Raw genomic sequence first — 21794 nt, 5'->3', positions numbered from 1 at the left:
AAATGTTCTCCATGGATTTGCTGGAAGTGAGGGGTTGACGGATGCGAATATTCCTTTTGTTGGTCGCGACTTTTGTCGCCAATACCACCCGTGGGGCGGATATTGCCCCATATTTGCCCGCCGATACTGATGCGGTTGCCCTGGTGGATGTCACCACTGTGGTGAATTCAGAATTAGGGAAACAAATCGGCCCACAACTCATCAAGGACCTGATTCAAAGCCGCAAACAGGTGCAATATGCGATCGAAGCAGCTGGGTTAGATCTTTTTAAGGATTTTTCCCGCAGCACGGTGGCAATGAATGTCCGCACCGCCAATAGTGGGAAACCATTTATGCTGCTCGAAGGCAAATTTACCCACAAAGCGGTATCGGATTCGATAGAAAAGTATGCCTACCAGCACACCGACCGAGTTTCGATTGTCAAACAAGGTGGGCGAACGATCTACAAGCTGCCAGGCGATAAGCCAGAGCAAACGATGTTTTCTGCCGTCATTAAGGACGGCCTGATTGTGGTAGGCCCCACTGCAGAAGCAGTGGAAGTGGCTTTTCTGGCCAGTGAAGGCAAGGCAACCTCGAAATTAACCGCCGAAATGAACTCACTGGTGGGCAGTTTGAAGCCAACCGCTGCCATTACGGCAGTGGCCTGGGTGCGGGGGCAGTTTGCGAATGTCGAAGTCCCAAACGAACAGTTACAGGCACGCTTGCAGAACGTTGATTGGATGAGTGCCGCAATTGCCATCGACAAAGATATCCACATTTCGCTTGCATGCAACGCCAGCGATGGTGCCGCAGCCAAACAGCTCAGTGACCTGGTGGGTGGGATGGTAGCCCTGCTTCGGCTGCAACTGAGTGCAGCAGCCAGTGAAGAACCATCACTCTTACCTCTAGTGGATCTTCTTCGCACGGTAAAAGCTACTCCAGGCACCAATGTGGTCAATGTGACCGGCACCATGCGTGGCAGTGTGGCCGCAAAAGCGTTTGTGAAGTAACATTCCGACACCAGTTGAAATTGTGAAAGCCACCATCAGTGGCACTAGATTTCAAATCAGCAATATAGCAGTTTGGCAATATCGCAATATTGTAATCTTTCGCCATTTTTGCTCCCACCTTCCTTTCTGGTGGGGGATTTTGCTATCATTTCTTTATGTCGCACGATTTAGCCAATGAACTTTTCCGTTGCCCGATCGATCCCAAGCGGGTAACCCACCTGGTCAACCTGGAAACCAAGTGGGAATGCCAGCAGTGTGCTGTGAGCTTTCGTATTCGAGAAGGGATTCCCTGTCTGCTGATTTCGGAAGCGACTTTGCCGGAAACCTGCACGCGAATTGATGAACTACCATGTCGCAAGCGTTCTTGAATCTGCGTGCCGTTACCAAAAACTATGGTACCCACCAGGCCCTCGGTGGGGTAACTCTAGAAGTCTTTGAAGGGGAAATCTTCGGCTTGCTCGGCCCTAACGGTGCTGGAAAAACCACTTTAATGAGTATTCTGGCCTGCCTGTTGCCCCACGATGCTGGCGAAATCGAATTCATGGGTGGGCTTTTCTCTTCAACATCTGCCCACATTCGAAACGCAGTGGGCCTGGCAACTCAGGATCTGGCACTTTACGGCGAACTGACCGCCAGGGAAAATCTGGTTTTTTTTGGCAGGCTGTATGGTTTGCAGGGAAAGGTGCTTCAGCATCGTGTTGCTGATATTCTTGATTTCTGTGGGCTGACGGAACGCGCTGATCACCGGGTTGGAACTTTTTCTGGTGGGATGAAACGCCGTCTGAATCTTGGTGTTGCCGTCATTCACCAACCCAAATTGCTGTTATTGGATGAACCCACCACAGGAGTTGATCCGCAGTCCCGCAACCACCTGTTCGAACAGATCCGCCTGCTGAATTCGCGTGGCATGACCGTGATTTACACCAGCCACTATATGGAAGAGGTTCAGGCGTTGTGCCCACGGATAGCCATTATGGACCTGGGCAAAATCATCGCGTGTGACCGAATAGAGCACCTGCTGGCGATCCGTGGGAGTGAATATCGACTAACACTTGAGCAGAATTCGCCTGATTTAATGAGCAAATTCTCATCATTGGCGGGTGTTCGGCATTTGTCGTCAGAAAATTCACAAATAATTTTACGGGGCAAACCAGACGGAACGTTTGCCGCAGATTTGCTGCAACTAGCAATAGATCAAGGAGTTAGGATTTCTCATTTTGAGGTGATTCCCCCCACCCTGGAAGATGTTTTTCTGGAAATTACCCGCAAGACGTTGCGGGATTAACGGAAATTCATGATTTATTAACAACTGATAAGGTACACTATTACAGTTGGTTCTCGCTGCCAATGGATTGGCTGCACATTTTTTGCCCATGACTGACGCGATCTGCGCAATTTTCGTCAAGCAAGGAAGTTACACGATATTCGCTGGTATTCATCAACTGGGTAAGTTAGGATGAACACAATTGTGCTAGTAAATGAAGATTTTCTGAGTGTTTGTGGGAAGATCGTCAATTATGAATGCAGGTTGTGCCGAATCTAACGGTTGAATGAACAGAATCGTGGTTTGCGCATCCTATTGATGTCGTGGTGGGGTGCGTGTTTTAATCGGCGTGAGGGGAAAGCAGATGTTTCATCATCACAAGAGTGGGTTGTGGCCTAAAAAGTGGCTGCGGTCAATCGCCGGGGTCAGTTTCGCTGTCTCGATGGTTGTCGGCGGAATGACGATCAGTAATCCTGGCAGTGGCATCCCATTGCTTGCTGCTCAGGAAAAGATCGACCCAATGAAGCCTGCAGGTGGTGATAAACCTGCTGCTCCCATGGCAGAAGTTCCCCCTCCAATCAAACATTACACCTTTGTCATGAGCAAAAAGCCCTGGAAGGAAGTAATGGACTGGTATGGAGAACTGACTGGACTGGCATTTAACAGTTCGGAAGCTCCACCAGATGGCACGTTTAACTTTACCCCACCGAAAGTGGGTGGGAAGTTCCGTGAATATTCCGTTTCCGAAATTACGGACATTATTAATGAAGCATTAACCGCAAAAGGTTACGTGCTGATTCGCAGCGAGCAATCGTTCCGTTTGTGGGCGGCAGATAAGCCAATTCCTGCAGAGTTGGTCCGCACCGTTACGGTGGAAGAACTGGACCAGCTTGGGGCCCGCGATGTTGTGCAGATTGCGCTGACGCTCAAGGCCCAGGTCGTCAATGATATTCGCGACGATGTCAAGTCGATGCTGAGTGCCAACGCCAACATGGCTGCACTGTCTTCGTCCAACACGTTCGTGATCACCGACAAAGTTGCTAATCTTCGCCAGGTTGTGAGAACCTTGCTGGCAGGTGAGGATCTGGAAAAGAATGCCAGTGCGGAACAATATTCGCACAAATGCCAATACATTCGTTCTCGCGACGCTGCAACACTTCTGCGTGGTTTGTTTGGGGTTCCCACCAACACCTCAACGGTTCCATCTCGCTACGATCCGCGTTCTTCTTCATCTTCCTCTCGCGATTCCCGCGACTCTCGTGGTCGTGATCCCCGTGATCCGCGAAGCTATGACCCACGTTACAGTAGTGGAGGGTATGGTAGCTACGGTGGTTACAATACGCAGTATTCCTATGCACAACCCGGTGGCAAAACCCTGAACGTAGTTGCTGACGAAGTGCAGAATATGGTCCATGTCAATGGCCCAGCAGATAAAGTTGCCCAGGCGAAGTCGTTCCTGGTGAAGAACGATACTGGCGACAAGAAGATCATTGACGGAAAACCCACCTTCCAGAACTACACGGTGGGTGCTGGTACAGCAGATGCCATTGCGACCGCGCTCGCAGATCAATTCAAAACCAGTGAAATTGTCCGGATTCAGGCTGTTGGTGGCAACCAGATCATGGTTTGGGCACCACCAGAAGACCATTTCATGATTGCCGAGGCACTGAATTCCAATCGTGCCCCCACAATGGTAAAAACGATTCCGGTAACCTCGCTGGATAGTGCTTCTGTCTCGACCATGCTGAAAAGCATGTTCCCATCCACCACCGATGGTGGGGCGTACATTGATGTCCAACCAAACGGCAGCGGCATTATTGTGCGTGGCAACCAAAGCCAGATTCAAGATATTGAAATGGCGATTCGAGCCATGGGCGAGGAAGCAGGTGATCTCACGGGCAGTGGCTTCCGCATGATTCAGTTGAAAAACGGCAGTGCGGCCGATCTTGCGAATGAGGTCCAGCGTGTATTAAAGGAAATGAACATTCCCGGCGGGCCAAAGATCAAGCTGTTTGTGCCCGGTCAGGATGGCATTCCGCCACTCCCTGCCCCGATGCCCAAAGCTCCAATCCCAACACCTAAGGGTGCAGAAGGGCTGCCAAAGGGACCAGAAATTCCCAGTCTGCCTCGTGGACAGGCGAAGCCATCTACCGACCCAACGCTGAGCATGAGCGATGCCGAGCTTCGCAAAATGGTGGTGGCCAACAATCAGATTGGCAATCCCGCACCGGAAAAGAGTGATGGCCCCACGGTCACACTGACACCAGTTGGCGATAAGCTGATGATTTCCAGCGACGATCCCAAAGCTGCCGCGATGGTTGCCCAGATTGTCCGGATGTATACGAATTCCAACGATACTGCGACGATGCACATCTACCGACTGAAAAATGCCAGTGCTGTAGATGCTGCAAAAACGATTAACGATTGGTACAACCCACCACAACAGCAGCAGCAAGGTGGTAACGCAAATCCATTTGCTGCATTCCTGGGTGGTGGTGGCCGTGGTGGCCGAGGCGGATTTGGAGGTTTTGGTGCCACTGCTGCACCAGCACCTGCCGCAGCAACCCCACCTGCAGATGCCAAAGTTCGAGTAGTGGCAGAAACAGGCAGTAACACTCTGCTGATCAAGGCCAACGCGGTGGATTGGATTACCATCCGCAACATGCTGGAAACCATTATTGATAATGCCGATGAAGGCGGCCTGACCCAGCCCTACTTCATTGGCCCGCTCGAATATGCCACCGCATCGACCGTGGTTGCTGCTTTGAAGGAAGTCTTCAAAACGGAATCTGCTGGTGGCTCCTCCGGTGGGGCACAGCAGAATCCATTTGCGGGATTTGGTGGCAGTCGGGGCAGAGGTGCCGCACCACAACCGGCAGCAGGTGGTGCTCGACAGGCAACACTGTACGTGACCTCGGATGATGTGACCAATTCAATTATTCTGAATTGTTCCAAGCCGATGTATGAGAATGTGAAACTGGTTGTTGATGAGTTCGAGAAGAACGCTAAAGACACTACTAAAGTCGTTCGGCTACAGCCATTAACGGATGTCGATCCTCAGATTGTCCAGGATGTCCTGGACATTATGCAAGGCCGCACACCTACCAGCCGCTTGCAGACAAACACAAATCAGCAACAAAGTCCATTTGGTGGTGGCGGTACCCGTGGTGGTTTCGGAGGTGGCGGTACTTCACCATTCGGTGGTTTCGGAGGTGGTGGTACTCGTGGCGGCTTCGGTGGGGGCGGTGCGTCTCCATTTGGTGGTGGCGGCACTCGTGGTGGCTTCGGTGGTGGCGGTGGCACCCGTGGTGGTCGTGGGGGCGGTCGAATGTCCTTTAACGATCAGATACCCAGGTTCCCGGAGGGCCAGCGCCCTTTTGATTATCGGGACATGGAGGTCCCTAACGAACCTCAGATTTTTGATCCAATGTTTGATGGCCTTGCACAGGATATGCCTGAATATCCTATGTATGGTCCGCGCGTAGCTGCACCATTCAAACCGGTGAAGATCCTGCCAATTGGGGAACGGATCTCGCAATCCGGCAATACGCCGACGGTAGATGCTGCGGTATTACCGGTTTCATTCCAGCAACCAGAGCAGCCACCACAACAGGTGGTACCTGGTGATTTGCGGTTTTTCATCCCACGTGGGCCAATTGAGGCACAACCTCTGCCCGAACTGGGAGCAATCGTCATCACTGCTGCTAATCAGCGTGATCTGGAATTAACTCTTGATCTGATTCGGCAGATACAGGAATACATTAAAAAAGAAGGGGCAAATATTGGTCCCAAATATGAAGTAATTCCTTTAAAAAATGCAGATGCTACCACGTTGGTTCAGGTAATGAATCAGATTTTTGCACGTGGCGAAGGTACGCAGGTGCAGAATCAGTTCGGTGGTGGCAATCAAAGCCGGGGCGGCTTCGCAGGGGGCTTTGGTGGCTTTGGTGGTTTTGCCGGCTTTGGTGGTTCCAATCAGCAACAGAACATCGCTCAACCTCGCTCGGTGTTTATGTTGCCGATTCCACGCCAGAATGTGATTCTCTTATTTGCACCCGCCGGACGTGCAGAATACTACAAAGCAGAAATCCTCAAACAGGATGTTAAGAGCACTCTGGAACCAGAAGCAATCCCACTGAAGAAAGCTTCTGCCCAGATTGTCGCACAATTGGTGGGGAACTACCTCGCCCAGCGTGCAGTGGCATCTGGCATTCAGATCGGACAGTTGTCGGATAAGGTCTACTACGATGTCAGTTCGAATACGATCTATGTGCAGGCCGCTCCTGCAGATATGGAAGAAGTAAAGCGGTTGATTGCCAAACTGGATACGTCCGAATCACAGGCAATGAACGAATTCCGCATCGTGCGTTTGAAGAATGCTGTTGCCGATGAAATCTCTGCAGTGATTCTTAATGCATTGACGAAGGGTGTTCTCCCACAGCCATTGCAACAGCAGCAACTCCCCGGGCTGGTGCAAATCCAGCAACAAGGTGGGGGTGGTGGATTCGGTGGCGGCGGTGGTTTCGGAGGTGGCGGCATCGGCGGTCAGGGGGGTCTCGGCGGTTTGGGTGGCGGAGTAGGTGGTCAGGGTAATACTGGCGTGCAGCTTGGTTCCCAGGCAACCAACACCACTAAGACGACCTCGCTGCAGTTTTTCCGGTCGAATGGTGATGGCTCGATCTCTTCCGGCTATCTGGAAGATGTACATATCACCCCGGATGTGCAGCAACAGCCTGTTGTTGTCTGCACCCAAGAAAACGATGGCTTTGCTGATGGCACTGGTCGACGATCTGGATGTGCCCAGTGCAGCTAGTGCTCAGATCAATATTTATACGTTGAAAAAGGCAGATGCGGTATTGACCGCCAACCTGATTCAGCAGTTGTTCTTCGGTGCAACACAAGGTGCCGGAGGTCTGGGCGGTGGTGCTGCGAATCGACCACTGCTGACATTGACTGGCCAGCCAGGTGTCAGTGCCAACCTGATTAATTTGCAGATTACGGTCGATGAACGAAGCAATTCGATCATCGTTGCTGGCAGTCAGAACGATCTGGATGCCATTGCAGCCATCATTGCTCGCCTGGAAGATTCTGCTGTCGATCTGCGTGGCAATCATGTGATCAAACTGCGGAATGCGGGTGCGGCTGATGTCGCCAACGTTTTGCAGACGTACCTGAATAACTCTCTGTCCGTGATTCAAAGTGGGAATCAGTTGTCTGGTTTTCAGCAGATTCAGCGGAATATTGTGATCGCTGCAGAGCCGGTGACCAATAACCTGCTTATCAGTGCCACCCCACAGGCCTATGCAGCGATTCTGCCAATCATCAATCAGTTGGATGCTCAACCACTACAGGTGTCGATCGAAGTGATGATCGCGGAAGTAGTGCTGAACAACAGCGAAGATTTTGGTGTGGAAATCGGCCTGCAGTCTCCAGTACTCTTTAGCCGTGGCCTGGTGCCCGCACTGGGTAACGTTTTCAGTGCGGCCAATGGTGGCACACTGGTACCTGGGGTAACGGTAAATACCACTGGTACGGATGTCGTCAATCCGTTTGGGTTTAACACCACCAACGCAGTCAGTCAGCCTTCGATCACCAATTCGGGTGTGGTGGGCTTCCAGGGTCTTACCAACTATGGCGTGGGTCGGGTTGGACAGGCGGGTGTGGGTGGTTTCGTGTTCTCTGCCGCCAGCGACACGGTCAACGTGCTGGTCCGGGCTTTGAAGTTACAAGGTCGGATTGATACTGTCTTGCGTCCCACCATTACGACGCTGGATAATCAGGTGGGCCAGGTGTTTGTTGGTCAGGACTTCCCCTATACAACGGGCAGCCAGGCAACAGCACTGGGTACCTTGCAGCAAACGATTGACCGAGTTTTACTGGGTACTACCTTGCGGGTCACCCCACGGATCAATCCTGATGGCAAGATCCTGATGCGGGTTGATCCAAGTGTGTCTTCACCACAGGATTCGCTGATTCCGTTAGGGAACGGGTTGTTTGCCACTGCTTTCAACCTGCAGCAGATTTCTACCACTGTCCTGGTGGGTGATGGGGAAACAATGGTGTTAGGTGGCTTGATCAGCAAGTCGGATTCACGCTTTGAAAGCAAAGTGCCGTGGCTGGGCGACCTGCCTTACGTGGGTACTCTGTTCCGCTTCCGTACGCAGGAACAGGTCAAACGCGAGCTGTTGTTCATTATGACGCCGCACATCATTCGTAACTCGGCTGATTCAGAACGGTTGCTGATGGAAGAAGCACGCAAGATGAACTGGCGGCTCCAGGAAATCGACAAGATCTATAGTGGACCGACCAGTGGCCTGGGCGATCGTGTTCCTGGTGAAATTGTGCCCTCCGAATCGTGGGTACAACCACAGGCTCCGGGGATGGAACAGCCGTTGACACTGCCAAAGCCTTTACCCGAAGGTGAAATACCACCTGCAAGTCCTTCAACCCCAGGGATTGAAGTGCCGAAGTTGCCTGACTTGCCTTCACCAGCACAGCCGAAAGCACCAAAAGATCCGTCGAAAGCGGATTCTTCATTGCCGACGGTGCCCGTGCTGCCGATTTCAGCGACCAGCTCAAATCCGGCTAATCTGGTGAACCCGGCACTGTTGAAACCAGCAATTGAAATGCCAATGAACCGCAAGTAACCGTAAGATTTTTTACCATGGATGGTAACCAATAATGAAGAAAGGTCATTTATTTTCGCGATATACATGGTTCAGTTTGGGATGCTGCCTGCTGGTGAATACCGGTTGCAAATCACCGCTGGAAGAGACATTCGGTTTTCGGGCAAAAACGCCAGAGCAACCGATGATCGCCCTGCCGGATCAGGTACAGGCTGCCAAATCAGATGCCATCACCCCATCTGCGGCTCCCACAAAAGATACTGTGGGGAAGTTACCCCCGCCTGAGATGGTGGTACCAGCTCAGAAAGAGCAGGTAAACTTTGTAGCAGGTGCAGAGCGTCCCGATCAGGCAGCCCGCGTATCGGTGGCATGGAACAACAAGGTAATTTATGCCCCCGATCCCACAAGAGGTGGGGAGGATCAGCCTGGGTTGTTGGCACGAGTCTACGTTTTTGGTGTGGATGAAACCGCTCCGCTGCGTGGGAATGGTTCTTTTGTGATTGATCTGTTTGATCAATCGCCCAAAGGTGGCAGTTCCGCACGCTTACTGGAACAATGGCGAATTGATGCAGCCACAGCCAGCAGGTTTTTGAGAAGGGATCTGATTGGTGAAGGCTACACGCTCTTTTTGCCCTGGAGCACCTACCACGTGGATATCACCCGTGTGAATATGATTGTGCGGTACACCGATCTGGAAAACCGCTCGCTATTGGCCCAGCCGGAAGTGTTGAATATTGATCACTCTGCCACGTTACAAAAAGCGGCAGAGAAACTGGGCAAAAAAATACCTGTGGAATAACACAAATCGGTAAGAGCTTCGTTACTTGCCAGTCTGAACGGTTTGCAGCCCTTGAATGACCAGATCCAGAAACTCTCTTGCCCGTTTTGCCATCGCATCAACACCCTCTGCTGTTTTTGGTCTGGGTAGCAGCGGTGCGAAGATATTTTCACAGCATAGTGGGATCTTTCTTCCCAGATTCGCCACCAGGTGCAGCAACTTGTAGTGGTCAATTTCACCCAGGCCCGGTCCACAGTCCTCATCTTTTGGAAAATTACGGTGGTCTTTGATGCAAAAACTGTAAACCCTTGCTGCACAAGTTTTTAAGTCAGAAATCGGGTCAACATTCAGGTAATCCATGACATTACCCGCATCATAATTCACCTGCACATGTGGGTGATTGACCGCTTCAGCAATCTTCGCACAGGCCGCACCCGTACCCGTTTCCCCACCGTGCTGCTTAATCACCAGCACCACACCCTCTTTTTCTGCAATTGGACCAAGAAGTTTCAGCCGTTCAATCCAGACTTCATGGTTCCCACCTTTGGTGTGGCCAAAAGTCAGCACCTGGGGAATTCCTGCTGCTGCGGCCTGCTGTAAGCGTTGCGTTAGAACTTTCAAGCCATTGGTGGCTTCGGGATAAATTAATGAGAACATCATGAGTGGCTCGAGTCCCGCATCTCGGCACTGTTTGCCCACTGCTTTGGCTGCCATCAGACTGGTGGAATCCCCAATGATGGCTGCTTTTTTGCCCCCTTCCAGGTGGGTGGTGCCTAACGCAACAAACTTGTAGCCAGCATTGCGAATCCCTTCCAGTGCTCTGGCAAATGGAAAGTTCGAATATGGCAGGGTCATGCAGGCGACTTGAAATTCAGTAGGTGCGGCTGGTTTTTCTTCGGCCCACACCCCACCATTGTGCAGCAGGGTAGCGGAAGCGATGGCAGTTCCTGCCAGAAACTGCCGACGTGTGTTCGTGAGATTCCAGTTGGTTTCCATGTGTTACCTCATTGAAATTTCGTAATACCAGGAATGGCAATGGGCGGATCTGGGAGTTTCATCTTCCAGTCCAGTTGGTCAGGTACCAGACTTTCTTTGGAGTTCAATGCCATCTCCCAGGTAATTCGCTGTCCGGTGTAAGCGGCCATGCGCCCCATGATGGCCAACAGGGTACTCTTTGCCATATACTCCCCGTTGTTGAATGGCTTGCCCGCACGGATACTCATGAAAAATTCATCATGTTCTGTCTGGTAAATGTTGTTTTCTTTCCCCTGATAAACCCACCGTTCGGGATTCGTCAGATAAATGCCATCCGTTCGTTCGGAAAGGAACGCCATTCCTTTGGTGCCAATCGCCGATGCGGACAGTTCATTTTTGCAGCCGGGTTGTTGACGGGTGTTGCTGAACATTTTCGCCCCATCTGCATACTCGTAGACAATCGAAAAATGGTCGTAAATGTTTCCATGTTCTTTGCCAGTAAGAACTTGCCTGCCACCCACCCCCGTTGCAGCAGTGGGATATTGCCCATTCATTAACCAGGCACAGACATCCAGAAAGTGGACATGCTGTTCCACATTAAAGTCACCCGATAACCAGGTGAAGTTGTACCAGTTTCGCATCTGATATTGCAGATCAGTCCATTCCGGCTGGCGGGTTCTCGCCCAGCGACCGGTACGTAAGTCGTTTGCCTGTAAGACTTTCAGATCGCCAATCGCCCCATCGTGCACACGTTTGATGATTTCCTGAAAACCGTAGTGAAAACGCAGACAGAGCCCGGAAAGCACCCCCAGGTTCTTTTCCTGGGCCTTTTTGCAGCTTTCCAGCACCGACCGAATGCCTGGCCCATCGACTGCAACTGGTTTTTCTGCAAAAACGTGCTTGCCCGCATCAATCGCCGCCTTCAGGTGCTGTGGGCGAAAGCCAGGTGGGGTGCAAAGCAGCACCACATCGGAGTGCTGCAACACTTTCTGGTAAGCATCCAGGCCCACAAACTGGCGTTCAGCAGGGACATCAATTTTTGCCGCCAGTGCTTCATAATTTTTTAATGTTTTCAGACTGCTTTGCAGGCGATCCTCAAATGCATCGCCCATGGCAGTCAACCGAACATTCGAATCTGCCTTCAGTGCCTGCGAAGCGGCACCAGTGCCACGCCCCCCACAACCAATCAGGCCGATCCGTAATTCATCGTTGTTCTTCTGCATCGCATCCAGTGCAGCCGCACCAGCAAGCATCGATCCCGCTACCGCAAATTGTTTGAAATCGTTCCCCATGTCTATCCCCTGAAAGCAACCTGTCTAGAATCGCACAGACAAAGATCGGTTGCAACCAGAAAGCAAAATTATCTGCTGATGCTCTAAGATTGAGATCACAGCGAACAAAGAAATCAATGAAAAAATGATGAATCGTTTGACGGATTGATTGTTCTGTCTATTGATGTTGATGCACATGTGCGATTGTTGCAGTTACTAAAAAAGTAAGGATTTTGATTATGTTGAAACGATTTATTGTTGCTTCTCTGTTTGCTGTTCTCACATTATCGTTCGGTTCTACCAACACGAATGCCGCAGAACCCAAGGACATTGTTGACACCGCCGTTGCTGGCAAGTTCAACACCCTGGTGGCCGCTGTCAAAGCTGCAGAACTTGTTGAAACTCTGAAAGGCAAAGGTCCTTTCACGGTATTTGCTCCTACCGATGAAGCATTCGCCAAACTGGGTGATGCAACCATCAAGAAAGTGCTTGCAGACAAGGAATTACTGAAGAAGATTCTGTTGGCACACGTTGTTGTGGGCAAAGATGTTTATGCCAAAGACGTTGTTGGTCTGGATGGTAAAGAAGTGAACGGCTTCAAGATCAGCACCAAAGACGGAGTGAAAATTGGCGACGCCAAAGTCACCAAGACCGACATCAAATGCGCTAATGGTGTGATTCACGTGATCGACACCGTCCTGATTCCCAAGTAAGTCGCAGTTTGCTTCGATGCAGAGTTTCGCTCTGCATCCTTCACAATACTCAAATTAATAATAAGTCTGTTGAAGCAAGAATCATATCTGAAGAATTATTGTTATCGATGCTTATTGAATGAGTGAACGCTCTTAATTACTTCAGACAGCTTTTCAGCAGGCGTTTGTGTATGTTTGGCTACGAATCCTATTTCCCCAGCACGCGAATATTAACGACCAGAAACGGGCTTAAGGCTAAAATACCATTTCCTGGTAGTAGCCAGTTGCCCCGTTTTCTCTGTGCCAATTCTTCATCACCGGTAGGGCATTTTCTAAAAAGCACGGCAGATTCCATCAGATGGCCAGGAATTTCATCTGGTGAAGAAAAGAACTGTCATTAGTCGCAAGAAAAACTGGGACCTGCTGCTCGATCGCAAAAGCACTTCCAAGGTGCATCGTGCGATTCTACTGGCCGATGGACTGGTAATGATTCGTGATCTGGGCAGCACCATCAGCACCCAAGTCAATAGTCAGCTGATTTGGCGTGTCGCACTGCTGCCGAACGATCAGGTGTCGATCACCTCGTTCTAATACACAAAGCCCACCCACGGGTGTAGATCCCAGCGACATGACCACGCAACTGAATGCCAGGGAAGTTATGCAGCTGTTGAAGCACCGCGACGAACCCAACACCCTGATCAGCGATTCGGAAATGGAAGTAGCTGGAGTCCAGGTCAATGAACTGCCGGATGCTTGTCCTACTGGCTTATTCCCAATTGAAGATGTCGTAATTTTTTAGTTTCAATTGAGTTATTACCTGACGTGCTACAAAAAATAATCAGGTAACGTCTACTGAACGGCAATGAGAGGTATCTCGCTGAGTATTTGTCTGAAAAATGATATCTACTTTCACGACATATCTTTGGGGACTCATCCCCGGAGCTTCAGGCACATTTGGAAACGTAACCATATATGAACCTGTACCAGAGTCATAAGTTGCATCCTGATATGCTTGAAATTTGCCAATTATTCTACCCATTGCGTTGCGTCTGTATAATACACACTTAACTTTTATAACATTGTTTCTGTATGAACTATTGACGGTTCCCTCAACTTTTACATTTTTTGCCATGATATTTCCCTAATGATTCATGAGGCAATAATAATTCTATAAAATAAAACATCTATTTGTATTATGGAAACGATATTGTTTCTGTCTCTATTACTGGATCAATATTAACGATATATAGCTCAAAATCTTTAGCATTGCCCGACATTCCTGAATATAGTTTCAAAATATGTGGGTTGTTCGATTCATTAATCTGATTCAACGTTAAACGATGTGAAAATGCACCAGTTACAGAAAAATTGCCGGATTGGATTGCTGCAGTGTTATCAAATTCGAATAAGCTCCAATTAACTTGGTTGGGTGACATGCCTGGACTAGTGCCATCTATGTAAAAAGTTCTACCGACAGTTTCTCCACCAATTGGGGCGTATACATTGACACCGCCTCCAATGTTCGTTAATGGTCCAACTCTGATCAGCCAGCCAAATAGCCAGTTCCATAGCTTTTTGAAAATATTCATACTAAAGATTCTCCTAGTTGCTTGGTAATTTTTCAAAGATTATATTTCGAAATGCTATAGTCGCATTTTTGGCATACACACCGAAACCACTTCTGGAATGCCATTTGTTGAATGTAGCAGTAGTGCCATCTTGTAGCTGGCTGGTCAAAAAATTCTTTCGCTTATGTTGATCCATAACACTAACTGGCATATCCAATGATTGGAGGTGGTCGGCGAATTGCATATTCACAACGATATTCTCGGGGGCTGAAATCGATCCAGAATTTTCGAAATACATTCATTTTTTGGAAGTCGTTCATTGGTACAAAGAACAAACTGAAAGGTAGCTTGCTGTATGGTCCGCCGGGCAGACTCAGAATGCGTTCGTCAACAACATGTTCCTGGTTTTTCAGCAACACCCGATGGTCGGCAATTTCAACAATGTGCCTATCTTTAATACGCTGAGGAGTATCTTGCCCAAGTGGCCAAAAATCCCTGTAGCGAACGTAAATCGCGCCAGGCATCCTCATCGTTGCTTGTTTTGCTTTTATCAAGACCGAAATAAAAACCAATTTGAGATTCTTGATCAGGAAATGTGCAATGCCGCAATTCAAATGAAACCCGATAGCGATCGTGCATTGGATCACGAACTAGGGTCAACATTGAATAGAGCTGCGTCTGGAAGCTGGCTGCGCCGTCACCGGTAATGGTGGTTCCTAATGTGGATTCTCCCACTTCCCAATTAATCCACTTCGGTTTGCCGGTGGGGCCAACCACTTCGTACTTTTCGCCCACCTTCAGGTTTGCCAAGTCCCGCTCCATGATTTCCAGCGGATCGACAGTGGCAACGGGCTTTTGGTTCGCGCTATTTTTGTTAGCGATTATTACCGCATAGCTGGTAGCGCTGCCTGCCAGCAGGATCAGGAGCGCTAGGGCAATCTGCCTGCGGTGCTTTCGCACGCGCCAGCGGAGTTTTCGCAATCCAGTCAGTGGCTTGGCATGCGTGGGTTCGTTTTGCAGCCAGGCATCGAGGTCGTTTGCAAAATCATCTGCTGTCTGGTAGCGATCTTTCGGGTTGTGGGCGGTGGCCTTATCTACAATAGCACTTAAAATAGGGCAAATCGTGCTATCTAGTTTGTTCACCGGTGGAAGCAGACTGTCTGTTGCAGCGGCTTTTTTGGCTAGAATCTGCTTTTCATCTGCCAGATCCTGAAAGGGATTAAATTTTGTTAATACACTGTGCAGGGTGGCCCCCAGGGCAAAAATGTCGCACAGTTCCGTTGCTTTGTCCCCCTTCGCCTGCTGTGGGGACATGTACCTGAGGGTACCCATCACCGCGTTGGACATGGTAACCGTGTCGTCGCCCAGGGTCTTTGCCAGACCAAAGTCAGCCACTTTGGCGGTGCCATCTTCTGAAAGGAGTATGTTGCCTGGTTTCAAATCACGGTGGATTGTGCCCGACTGGTGCGCTGCCTGAACACCACGGCAGCAATCGCGGATGATTGTCGCAGCCCGTTCCGGCGGCAGTGGGCCGGCTTTCAGCAGTTCGCTGAGGGAATTGGCCGCCAGATATTCCATGGCGAAGTAGGGCACTTCTTCCTGCGGGCCAACGTGGTGCACGGTAACCACGTTGGGGTGGTTGATCAGAGCCTGAGAACGGGCTTCGCGTCGGAACCGCTCGATATTGTGTTCGCTTTGCCTGCGGTGGTCCAGCATTACTTTGACGGCAAACAATTTCCGCGTCAGCCGTTGTTGGGCCAGAAACACGGCCCCCATGCCCCCTTCACCCAGCTCTTTATAGAGTCGGTAGCCCGGAATCACCGGTGCGTGGGGTAATTGCTCAATTTCTTCGTCGTATTCCGATATTGCAGGGGAGGTTTTGCTGGGTGCATCAACGGTAGGTGCATCATCACCAACAGTAATATCCTGCGTGGGGGCTGTCAGTTCCGTAATGGTTACTGTACCGGATTTCTCATCTGTAATTGAATAGTTTTGAACACCTTCCCCACAACTGGGGCAGGTGAGCACACCCACAGGTATCAGGGTGGAACAACGGGAACAGGAGAGCGATGAAGGCAAGTTTCGGGTCTCAGGCAAGTCAGAGTTACTTTGACAGAAGTACAAAAGTGATTCAAGAGTAAAAATGTATTTTTTTCAAAAATGAAGAAAAAATGAGAGTGCAGGGGTTCTGATTGCAATCTTGGTCACTTGCCCTGGATTCCCGCCTTCGCGGGAATGACGTTTACGGATAGTAAGGTTAATTGAGTACTACTGATAGTCTTCTGGATTCCCGCCTTCGCGGGAATGACGTTTACGGATAGTAAGGTTAATTGGGTACTACTGATAGTCTTCTGGATTCCCACCTATGCAAGCATGACGGTAGTGGTTAACCATCTGAATCGTCTTAAAACTCTGCATTCCCTGGAGTGCGTGGGTACGGGATGACGTCGCGGATGTTCGCCATCCCGCTTAAAAACAGGATCATTCGTTCCAGGCCCAGGCCAAAGCCCGCGTGCGGCACAGTACCGAATCGTCTCAGGTCGGCGTACCAGGAATAGGCTTCGATATCCAGGTGTTGTTCCTGCATGCGGGTGTGCAGCAGATCCAGGCGTTCTTCGCGTTGGCTGCCCCCAATAATTTCCCCCACGCCAGGCACCAGAACGTCCATCGCTGCCACGGTTTTTTCATCGTCATTCACACGCATGTAAAATGGTTTGAGCGTCCGTGGGTAGTTGTAAATGATAATTGGCTGCTTAAAGTGCTGCTCTGTGAGGAATCTCTCATGTTCTGACTGCAAATCCTTGCCCCAGGCCACGGGATATTCCCAGGTTTTGTTCGCTTTCAGCAGAATATCCACCGCTTCAGTGTACGGAATTCGCAGAAAATCGTTCGCCAGCACGTGGTTGAGGCGTTCCAGCAGGCCGGTATCCACGCGTGCGTTGAAAAACTCCAGGTCCTCCGCACAGTGCGTCAGTGCGTCCCGAATAATTCTTTTCAGAAAGGCTTCTGCTAAAGACATATTGTCCTGCAGGTCGTAGAAGGCCATTTCGGGTTCAATCATCCAGAATTCAGCGAGGTGCCGTGGGGTGTTCGAGTTTTCCGCACGGAAAGTAGGCCCAAAAGTGTATACTTTTGACAATGAACAGGCGAAAGCTTCCACCTGTAATTGCCCAGAAACCGTCAGAAATGCCGGTTTGTGAAAGAAATCTTTGCTGTAATCGACTTTCCCATCTTCCAGGGGTGGTTTTTCCGGGTCAATGGTGCTGACACGGAACATTTCCCCTGCACCTTCGCAGTCGCTGGCGGTAATAATGGGGGTGTGGATGTAATAAAAACCTTGTTCCTGAAAAAACAGGTGAATTGACATGCTCACCTGATTCCGCAACCGCATCACCGCACCGAAGGTGTTGGTGCGCGGCCGCAGGTGGGCGATTGTCCGCAGATATTCAAAGGTGTGACCTTTCTTTTGCAGCGGAAAGGTTTCCGGATCGGCGGTGCCAATCAGTTCAATCGACGTGGCACGTAGTTCCGTCGCCTGTCCCTTTGCAGGTGAGGCAAGAACTTCTCCCACCGCTACAATGCTGGCACCTGTGGGGATTTTTTTCACTTCGCTCTCATAATTTGCCAGTTCCCCGGGTGCTACCACCTGCAGGTTACCCTGGCAGGAGCCATCGTTCAGTTCGATGAAGCTGAAACCACCTTTAGAATCACGCCGAGTCCGCACCCAGCCACGTACGGTGACTGTTTTGCCCACGCTGCCTGCCTGTCGGGCAGCCGAAACGCTGATCACTTCCATATTTTCACCTCTCCCACTATGTTATGGTGGGACAGAACGGTTGGAATGGTTCGCGGGGGGAAGTCATTTCGGCTGCTTCTTCTTCATCAGAGCTTTCAAAAGGCGTTCGTAACGGTTTTTTTCACTTGCAGTATGGGAATTTTGTTCCAGTTGATGCTTTTCAATCAACGCAAGCGAATTTTCAAGGTGTTTAATCGCTGCATCATAATTTTTCTCCCTGGCTTCCAGAAAACCCAGCAGCCCCAAAGACCAGGCATGGCAACGATGCACTAGAAAAGTGTGTTTTTTTTCAGGAAGGGTGTTGATTGCCATAAGATTTGATTCAAAGACTTCTTTCGCCACAGAGTATTGTGAACATCGTTCAGCAAAATTGGCAAATTCGCAGGCTGCAAGGAGCGTATTTTCGTCTGCTGCCCCACGCACGCCCAGCCAGCGGCTGTACACTTCCTGATAAATGGCATATGCATCCTGAAAATTGTCCTGTACTTCATGCAGCCATGCCACATCACGCAGGCTTTCTAATGTCCTTGGGTCGGCCTTGCCAAATGCCAGTTCCCGCAGACAGTGGGCTGTCTGGAAATTGCTGAATGCATCCTCTTGCTGGCCAGCATGGAATTGCTTGATTGCCAGTTCCCGCATCTCGTACATGTGCTTGTCGTCGTTTTCCGGCAGATGAATCCGTGCCCACTCCACAAGCTGTCGCTGCATATCGAGTTCGAGTTCTGATTCCTTCAGAAGTTGATAGATTGCAATAACATCTTTCATCGCCTGCAGCACTGCGGGGTTGGATTCCCCCAGGATCTGTCTGGTGGATTTCAGGCACACCAGGCGGTATTGCAGTGCATCACCGTGCTTATTCTGCTGTTCCAATACCCACGCCATGTCGCGGGTGCTTTCTAACAACAAGGGGTCGCTTTCTGGCAATTGCTTCTTGCGAATTTCGTAGGCCTTGACAAAATTGGGATAGGATTCTTCCTGCTGCATGAGCTGGATTTGAGTGACACCAATTGCTTGAATTTGTTCTGCATATAGCAAGTGGGAATCGCCATGAATTTTATGAATAATTTCCCGACTCCGTATCTGGTGGCGTAATGCGGATGAAAAATTTTTGTTTTTAAAATCAATAAGGCCTGCTAATGAATACAAATTTACGAGATATTCTGATTGTGGTTGAAATTGTTCTGATAGATAAGGGAACTTTTCGTCAATTGTTTGGAGTGTGTTGTCTAATGTTTTGGCCGCTTCTGCATATCTTTTTCGACTAATCAGTTCTGGTAGTTTATTGCATTCTTGAATAAGCACTAGAACGTCCTTCAGAATACCTTCTGGGATTCTAGATTGGTCCACATCCAGACTGAAATTGATGATGGGTAAATCCGGCGTATTAAATTTGTTGACAAATCTATCAGCAAAATTTGGATTCTGTACATAAATACTGATATAATCAAGTGCTTCTTTTTTAATTCGATTTGCTTCATCATCATTTTTTAGGGATCTTGCAGATTTCATCCAATACCACATTATCTCCAGACAATCAGCGTGCAGCTGGTGATTTTGGCAAGTCATCACAAGCTCAGGTGATCGCTCAATAACTTCCTGATAATTTTTTGCAATGGTGTATCCATACAACAGTTTTTTCTCGTAAAAAATTATTTCTGATATCGGTGCATCCAGTTCTATTGCCTCATTACAAATTTCTTTAACGATTGGCAAATATTCGTTGATCTTGTCTGATGCGTATATTAATTCAGAACTATTACATCTTGCCAAACGTGTAATGGCATGTTTTTCTCCATAGTTTTTTTTGGCGATATCAATAGTTCTTGTAGAATAATTACTTGCTTTTTCAATCGACCCTTTCAACATTGAGATTGTAGCTAGTTGCTGATAAGTTTCGATCAAATCCGGATGATCTGCTCCCAGTGTCGATGTTTGATGGTCCAGTATCGAATTTAAAGAAGATAATATCTGATCAAGATCCTGCCCCAGCATATTGCCATCAGTAATCTTCTTGAAGGTATAAACAGTAGTGGGGTGGTGTTCTCCGAATTGCGCCACTTGTGTCTTGTAAACCCATTGCACAATTTCTGAATACTTAGTGAATTCGCCACGCTGTGCAAAACAGTCCGCAATCAACAAATGAGTAAACAAAGTATCCTGGTGAAAATCAGACAAGTACTGTTGCTGCAGGGCCAGGATTTCTTTGCATTCCTTTTCAAACGCATCCAGCGGCAGGTTGCTTAACCTTGCGACGGTGGTGCGGACATACAACGTCATCTGGTGGTGGGGGCCAAATGCTTTCAACGCCACCTCATAGCCTTTTTTGGCATTTTCCAGTGCGATCTCTTTTTCGCCAATTTCATCGAGCGTATTTGCCAGTGTGGTACGCAATTCCGCTTCTACTTTTGGCTGGTTGGTAAACCGCCCGTTGATCACATTCGTGGCGCGAAGCACAGCTTCTTTCAAGGTAATGTCCGGATTGATCGGGACTTTCCCTTCTTCCAGACGGTGCTGCCCACGGGCGGAGCTGATCTGGAAGAAATCGCGTTGCAAAAAGTCCAGCGTGGCGCGGGTGGTAATTGCCTCTTCCTGAGCTTCTTGTGCATTGGCAATGGCACGCTTTTTCTGAATATCTTCCTGAGCACGTGCCTGGTTTGCCCGCACCATGCCAATGGTGGTACCGATGATTCCTGCAACCAGAATAATCACCAGTGCGGAGGTGCCGTATCGAAGGATCTTCCCACGCACACGCCGTTCCTGTTCTTTGGTGGCTGCGGCGGCCTTTTCGGCGATCGTTTTGCGGTATTGTTTCTCCACAGACCGTTGATAATTCCGTACCGCCGTGGCCACCTTCCCTGCGTGGGGTGGGCGATCTTCCGGGTTCACTTCCAGACAATCCAGTGCGATATCGATCAACCCCTGATCGGCCCCACAGGCCTGCAGACGTTCCACTGCGGGCTGCGTGTTGCCTGCTGCCGCCATTGCAATGGTGGCTTTCGCGTTTTCAGCTTCAAAAACGGATTTCCCTGTCAAAATCACCGTCAGAATCGCCCCCAGGGCAAACACATCCGACCGTGCGTCAACTGCTTCCCCTCTGGCCTGCTCCGGCGACATAAACTTCGGCGTTCCCATAATCGTTCCCGCATGGGTCAGGTGGGCTTCGGTCTGCCCCAAATCGGAAGTGAGGGTGATTTCTGCAGAATTATCCTTCGCCAGCCCCCAATCCATCACCTGAACTTCGCCGAACGCACCGATCATCACGTTCAGTGGCTTCAAATCGCGGTGCACCACCCCTTTGGAGTGGGCAAAACCCACGGCCTGAGCAATCTGTTCAAAAATCTGGATCAGTTTCGACTGGTTTGCTGTTTCTTCTGTTCGGTTCTTCAACAACTTGTCGAGAGTTTCCCCCTGCACCAGTTTCATCGCCAGAAAAGGTGCCCCACTGTCAAGTGTGCCGATCTGGTAGACCGCAGGGATATTTGGGTGGGGTAATTTTGCAGTGATTTTCGATTCGATGAGAAATCTTTCAGAATTTGCTTTGGGAAGCAGTGTTTTGATTGCCACTTCTCGGTCGAGGGCAATTTCACGTCCCTGATAGACGCACCCCATGCCGCCAGTGGCGATCAGGCGGTCAATCTGATAACCATCAATTGAGGGGAATTCTTCTGCAATGGGATTTTGCACCGGATCAGTATCTTTTGATGGACGGAAGGTTTCGGTTTGCTGCAAGTCCATAATGCTTTTCTGAATTTGGTGGTCCGTGGCGAGTTCTGGGTTGATTTCATTTGGATTCATGTCTTGCTCCAGTCCAAAATTTGAAATCCTGCCAATTTCA

At 49.6% G+C, this 21794-nt stretch carries 15 protein-coding genes; 9 read left to right on the top strand and 6 right to left on the bottom strand.

The genetic code is table 11. The annotated features are described in order from the left end of the window. The first annotated feature begins 41 nt into the window (after positions 1 to 41). The 6 genes from R3B84_21525 to R3B84_21500 all read left to right on the top strand — a co-directional run bounded on the left by R3B84_21525 (position 42) and on the right by R3B84_21500 (position 9678). The gene (locus R3B84_21525; protein MEZ6143153.1) at positions 42 to 989 is read left to right on the top strand and encodes a hypothetical protein; all 948 of its coding nucleotides are present in this window, start codon (positions 42 to 44) and stop codon (positions 987 to 989) included. A 155-nt stretch (positions 990 to 1144) separates the two neighbouring features. Then, positions 1145 to 1357: a hypothetical protein gene (locus R3B84_21520; GenBank protein ID MEZ6143152.1), complete on the top strand. Its 213-nt coding sequence runs from the start codon at positions 1145 to 1147 to the stop codon at positions 1355 to 1357. After that, positions 1339 to 2274: an ABC transporter ATP-binding protein gene (locus R3B84_21515; GenBank protein MEZ6143151.1), complete on the top strand. Its 936-nt coding sequence runs from the start codon at positions 1339 to 1341 to the stop codon at positions 2272 to 2274. Before R3B84_21520 ends, R3B84_21515 begins: the two co-directional genes overlap by 19 nt. Before the next feature lie 343 nt (positions 2275 to 2617). Beyond that, complete coding sequence (locus tag R3B84_21510; protein MEZ6143150.1) at positions 2618 to 7066, top strand: secretin N-terminal domain-containing protein; 4449 nt, start codon at positions 2618 to 2620, stop codon at positions 7064 to 7066. Continuing rightward, positions 7014 to 8900 (top strand): secretin N-terminal domain-containing protein, encoded by a 1887-nt coding sequence (locus tag R3B84_21505; protein ID MEZ6143149.1) that lies wholly within the window; start codon positions 7014 to 7016, stop codon positions 8898 to 8900. The genes R3B84_21510 and R3B84_21505 overlap by 53 nt, the downstream gene beginning before the upstream one ends. A gap of 34 nt (positions 8901 to 8934) precedes the next feature. Further along, positions 8935 to 9678 (top strand): hypothetical protein, encoded by a 744-nt coding sequence (locus R3B84_21500; GenBank protein ID MEZ6143148.1) that lies wholly within the window; start codon positions 8935 to 8937, stop codon positions 9676 to 9678. A gap of 21 nt (positions 9679 to 9699) precedes the next feature. On the opposite strand, the gene R3B84_21495 is transcribed toward R3B84_21500, so the two are convergent. Continuing rightward, complete coding sequence (locus R3B84_21495; GenBank protein MEZ6143147.1) at positions 9700 to 10653, bottom strand: TIM barrel protein; 954 nt, start codon at positions 10651 to 10653, stop codon at positions 9700 to 9702. A gap of 8 nt (positions 10654 to 10661) precedes the next feature. Further along, positions 10662 to 11924 (bottom strand): Gfo/Idh/MocA family oxidoreductase, encoded by a 1263-nt coding sequence (locus R3B84_21490; protein ID MEZ6143146.1) that lies wholly within the window; start codon positions 11922 to 11924, stop codon positions 10662 to 10664. A 218-nt stretch (positions 11925 to 12142) separates the two neighbouring features. On the opposite strand from R3B84_21490, the gene R3B84_21485 reads away from it, so the two are divergent. The 3 genes from R3B84_21485 to R3B84_21475 all read left to right on the top strand — a co-directional run bounded on the left by R3B84_21485 (position 12143) and on the right by R3B84_21475 (position 13394). Then, complete coding sequence (locus R3B84_21485) at positions 12143 to 12616, top strand: fasciclin domain-containing protein (protein MEZ6143145.1); 474 nt, start codon at positions 12143 to 12145, stop codon at positions 12614 to 12616. A 357-nt stretch (positions 12617 to 12973) separates the two neighbouring features. Beyond that, positions 12974 to 13186 carry an FHA domain-containing protein gene (locus R3B84_21480; protein MEZ6143144.1) on the top strand — a complete coding sequence of 71 codons (213 nt, stop codon included), beginning with the start codon at positions 12974 to 12976 and terminating at the stop codon, positions 13184 to 13186. A gap of 67 nt (positions 13187 to 13253) precedes the next feature. Further along, the gene (locus R3B84_21475; protein MEZ6143143.1) at positions 13254 to 13394 is read left to right on the top strand and encodes a hypothetical protein; all 141 of its coding nucleotides are present in this window, start codon (positions 13254 to 13256) and stop codon (positions 13392 to 13394) included. Positions 13395 to 13788: 394 nt separating this feature from the next. On the opposite strand, the gene R3B84_21470 is transcribed toward R3B84_21475, so the two are convergent. The 4 genes from R3B84_21470 to R3B84_21455 form a co-directional block, all read right to left on the bottom strand. Continuing rightward, positions 13789 to 14184 (bottom strand): hypothetical protein, encoded by a 396-nt coding sequence (locus R3B84_21470; GenBank protein ID MEZ6143142.1) that lies wholly within the window; start codon positions 14182 to 14184, stop codon positions 13789 to 13791. Between the two features lie 432 nt (positions 14185 to 14616). After that, a complete protein-coding gene (locus R3B84_21465) occupies positions 14617 to 16242 on the bottom strand; it encodes a serine/threonine-protein kinase (GenBank protein MEZ6143141.1) in 1626 nt (541 codons plus the stop codon). A gap of 325 nt (positions 16243 to 16567) precedes the next feature. Further along, a complete protein-coding gene (gene asnS / locus R3B84_21460; GenBank protein ID MEZ6143140.1) occupies positions 16568 to 17959 on the bottom strand; it encodes an asparagine--tRNA ligase in 1392 nt (463 codons plus the stop codon). 63 nt (positions 17960 to 18022) lie between these two features. Then, positions 18023 to 21754, bottom strand: coding sequence for a serine/threonine-protein kinase (locus R3B84_21455; GenBank protein ID MEZ6143139.1), 3732 nt, complete (start codon positions 21752 to 21754; stop codon positions 18023 to 18025). Positions 21755 to 21794: the final 40 nt, after the last annotated feature.

The organism is Zavarzinella sp., from assembly GCA_041399155.1.
Classification (GTDB): Bacteria; Planctomycetota; Planctomycetia; order Gemmatales; family Gemmataceae; genus JAWKTI01.
The sequence above is the reverse complement of the archived record's forward strand: the minus strand, read 5'-3'. Positions and strand labels throughout refer to the sequence as shown.

Bases quoted from the DNA above. Each gene is read 5' to 3' on its own strand.
- R3B84_21525 (MEZ6143153.1), top strand. From the start codon at position 42: ATGCGAATATTCCTTTTGTTGGTCGCGACTTTTGTCGCCAATACCACC.
- R3B84_21520 (MEZ6143152.1), top strand. From the start codon at position 1,145: ATGTCGCACGATTTAGCCAATGAACTTTTCCGTTGCCCGATCGATCCC.
- R3B84_21515 (MEZ6143151.1), top strand. From the start codon at position 1,339: ATGTCGCAAGCGTTCTTGAATCTGCGTGCCGTTACCAAAAACTATGGT.
- R3B84_21510 (MEZ6143150.1), top strand. From the start codon at position 2,618: ATGTTTCATCATCACAAGAGTGGGTTGTGGCCTAAAAAGTGGCTGCGG.
- R3B84_21505 (MEZ6143149.1), top strand. From the start codon at position 7,014: ATGGCTTTGCTGATGGCACTGGTCGACGATCTGGATGTGCCCAGTGCA.
- R3B84_21500 (MEZ6143148.1), top strand. From the start codon at position 8,935: ATGAAGAAAGGTCATTTATTTTCGCGATATACATGGTTCAGTTTGGGA.
- R3B84_21495 (MEZ6143147.1), bottom strand. From the start codon at position 10,653: ATGGAAACCAACTGGAATCTCACGAACACACGTCGGCAGTTTCTGGCA.
- R3B84_21490 (MEZ6143146.1), bottom strand. From the start codon at position 11,924: ATGGGGAACGATTTCAAACAATTTGCGGTAGCGGGATCGATGCTTGCT.
- R3B84_21485 (MEZ6143145.1), top strand. From the start codon at position 12,143: ATGTTGAAACGATTTATTGTTGCTTCTCTGTTTGCTGTTCTCACATTA.
- R3B84_21475 (MEZ6143143.1), top strand. From the start codon at position 13,254: ATGCAGCTGTTGAAGCACCGCGACGAACCCAACACCCTGATCAGCGAT.
- R3B84_21470 (MEZ6143142.1), bottom strand. From the start codon at position 14,184: ATGAATATTTTCAAAAAGCTATGGAACTGGCTATTTGGCTGGCTGATC.
- asnS (MEZ6143140.1), bottom strand. From the start codon at position 17,959: ATGGAAGTGATCAGCGTTTCGGCTGCCCGACAGGCAGGCAGCGTGGGC.
- R3B84_21455 (MEZ6143139.1), bottom strand. From the start codon at position 21,754: ATGAATCCAAATGAAATCAACCCAGAACTCGCCACGGACCACCAAATT.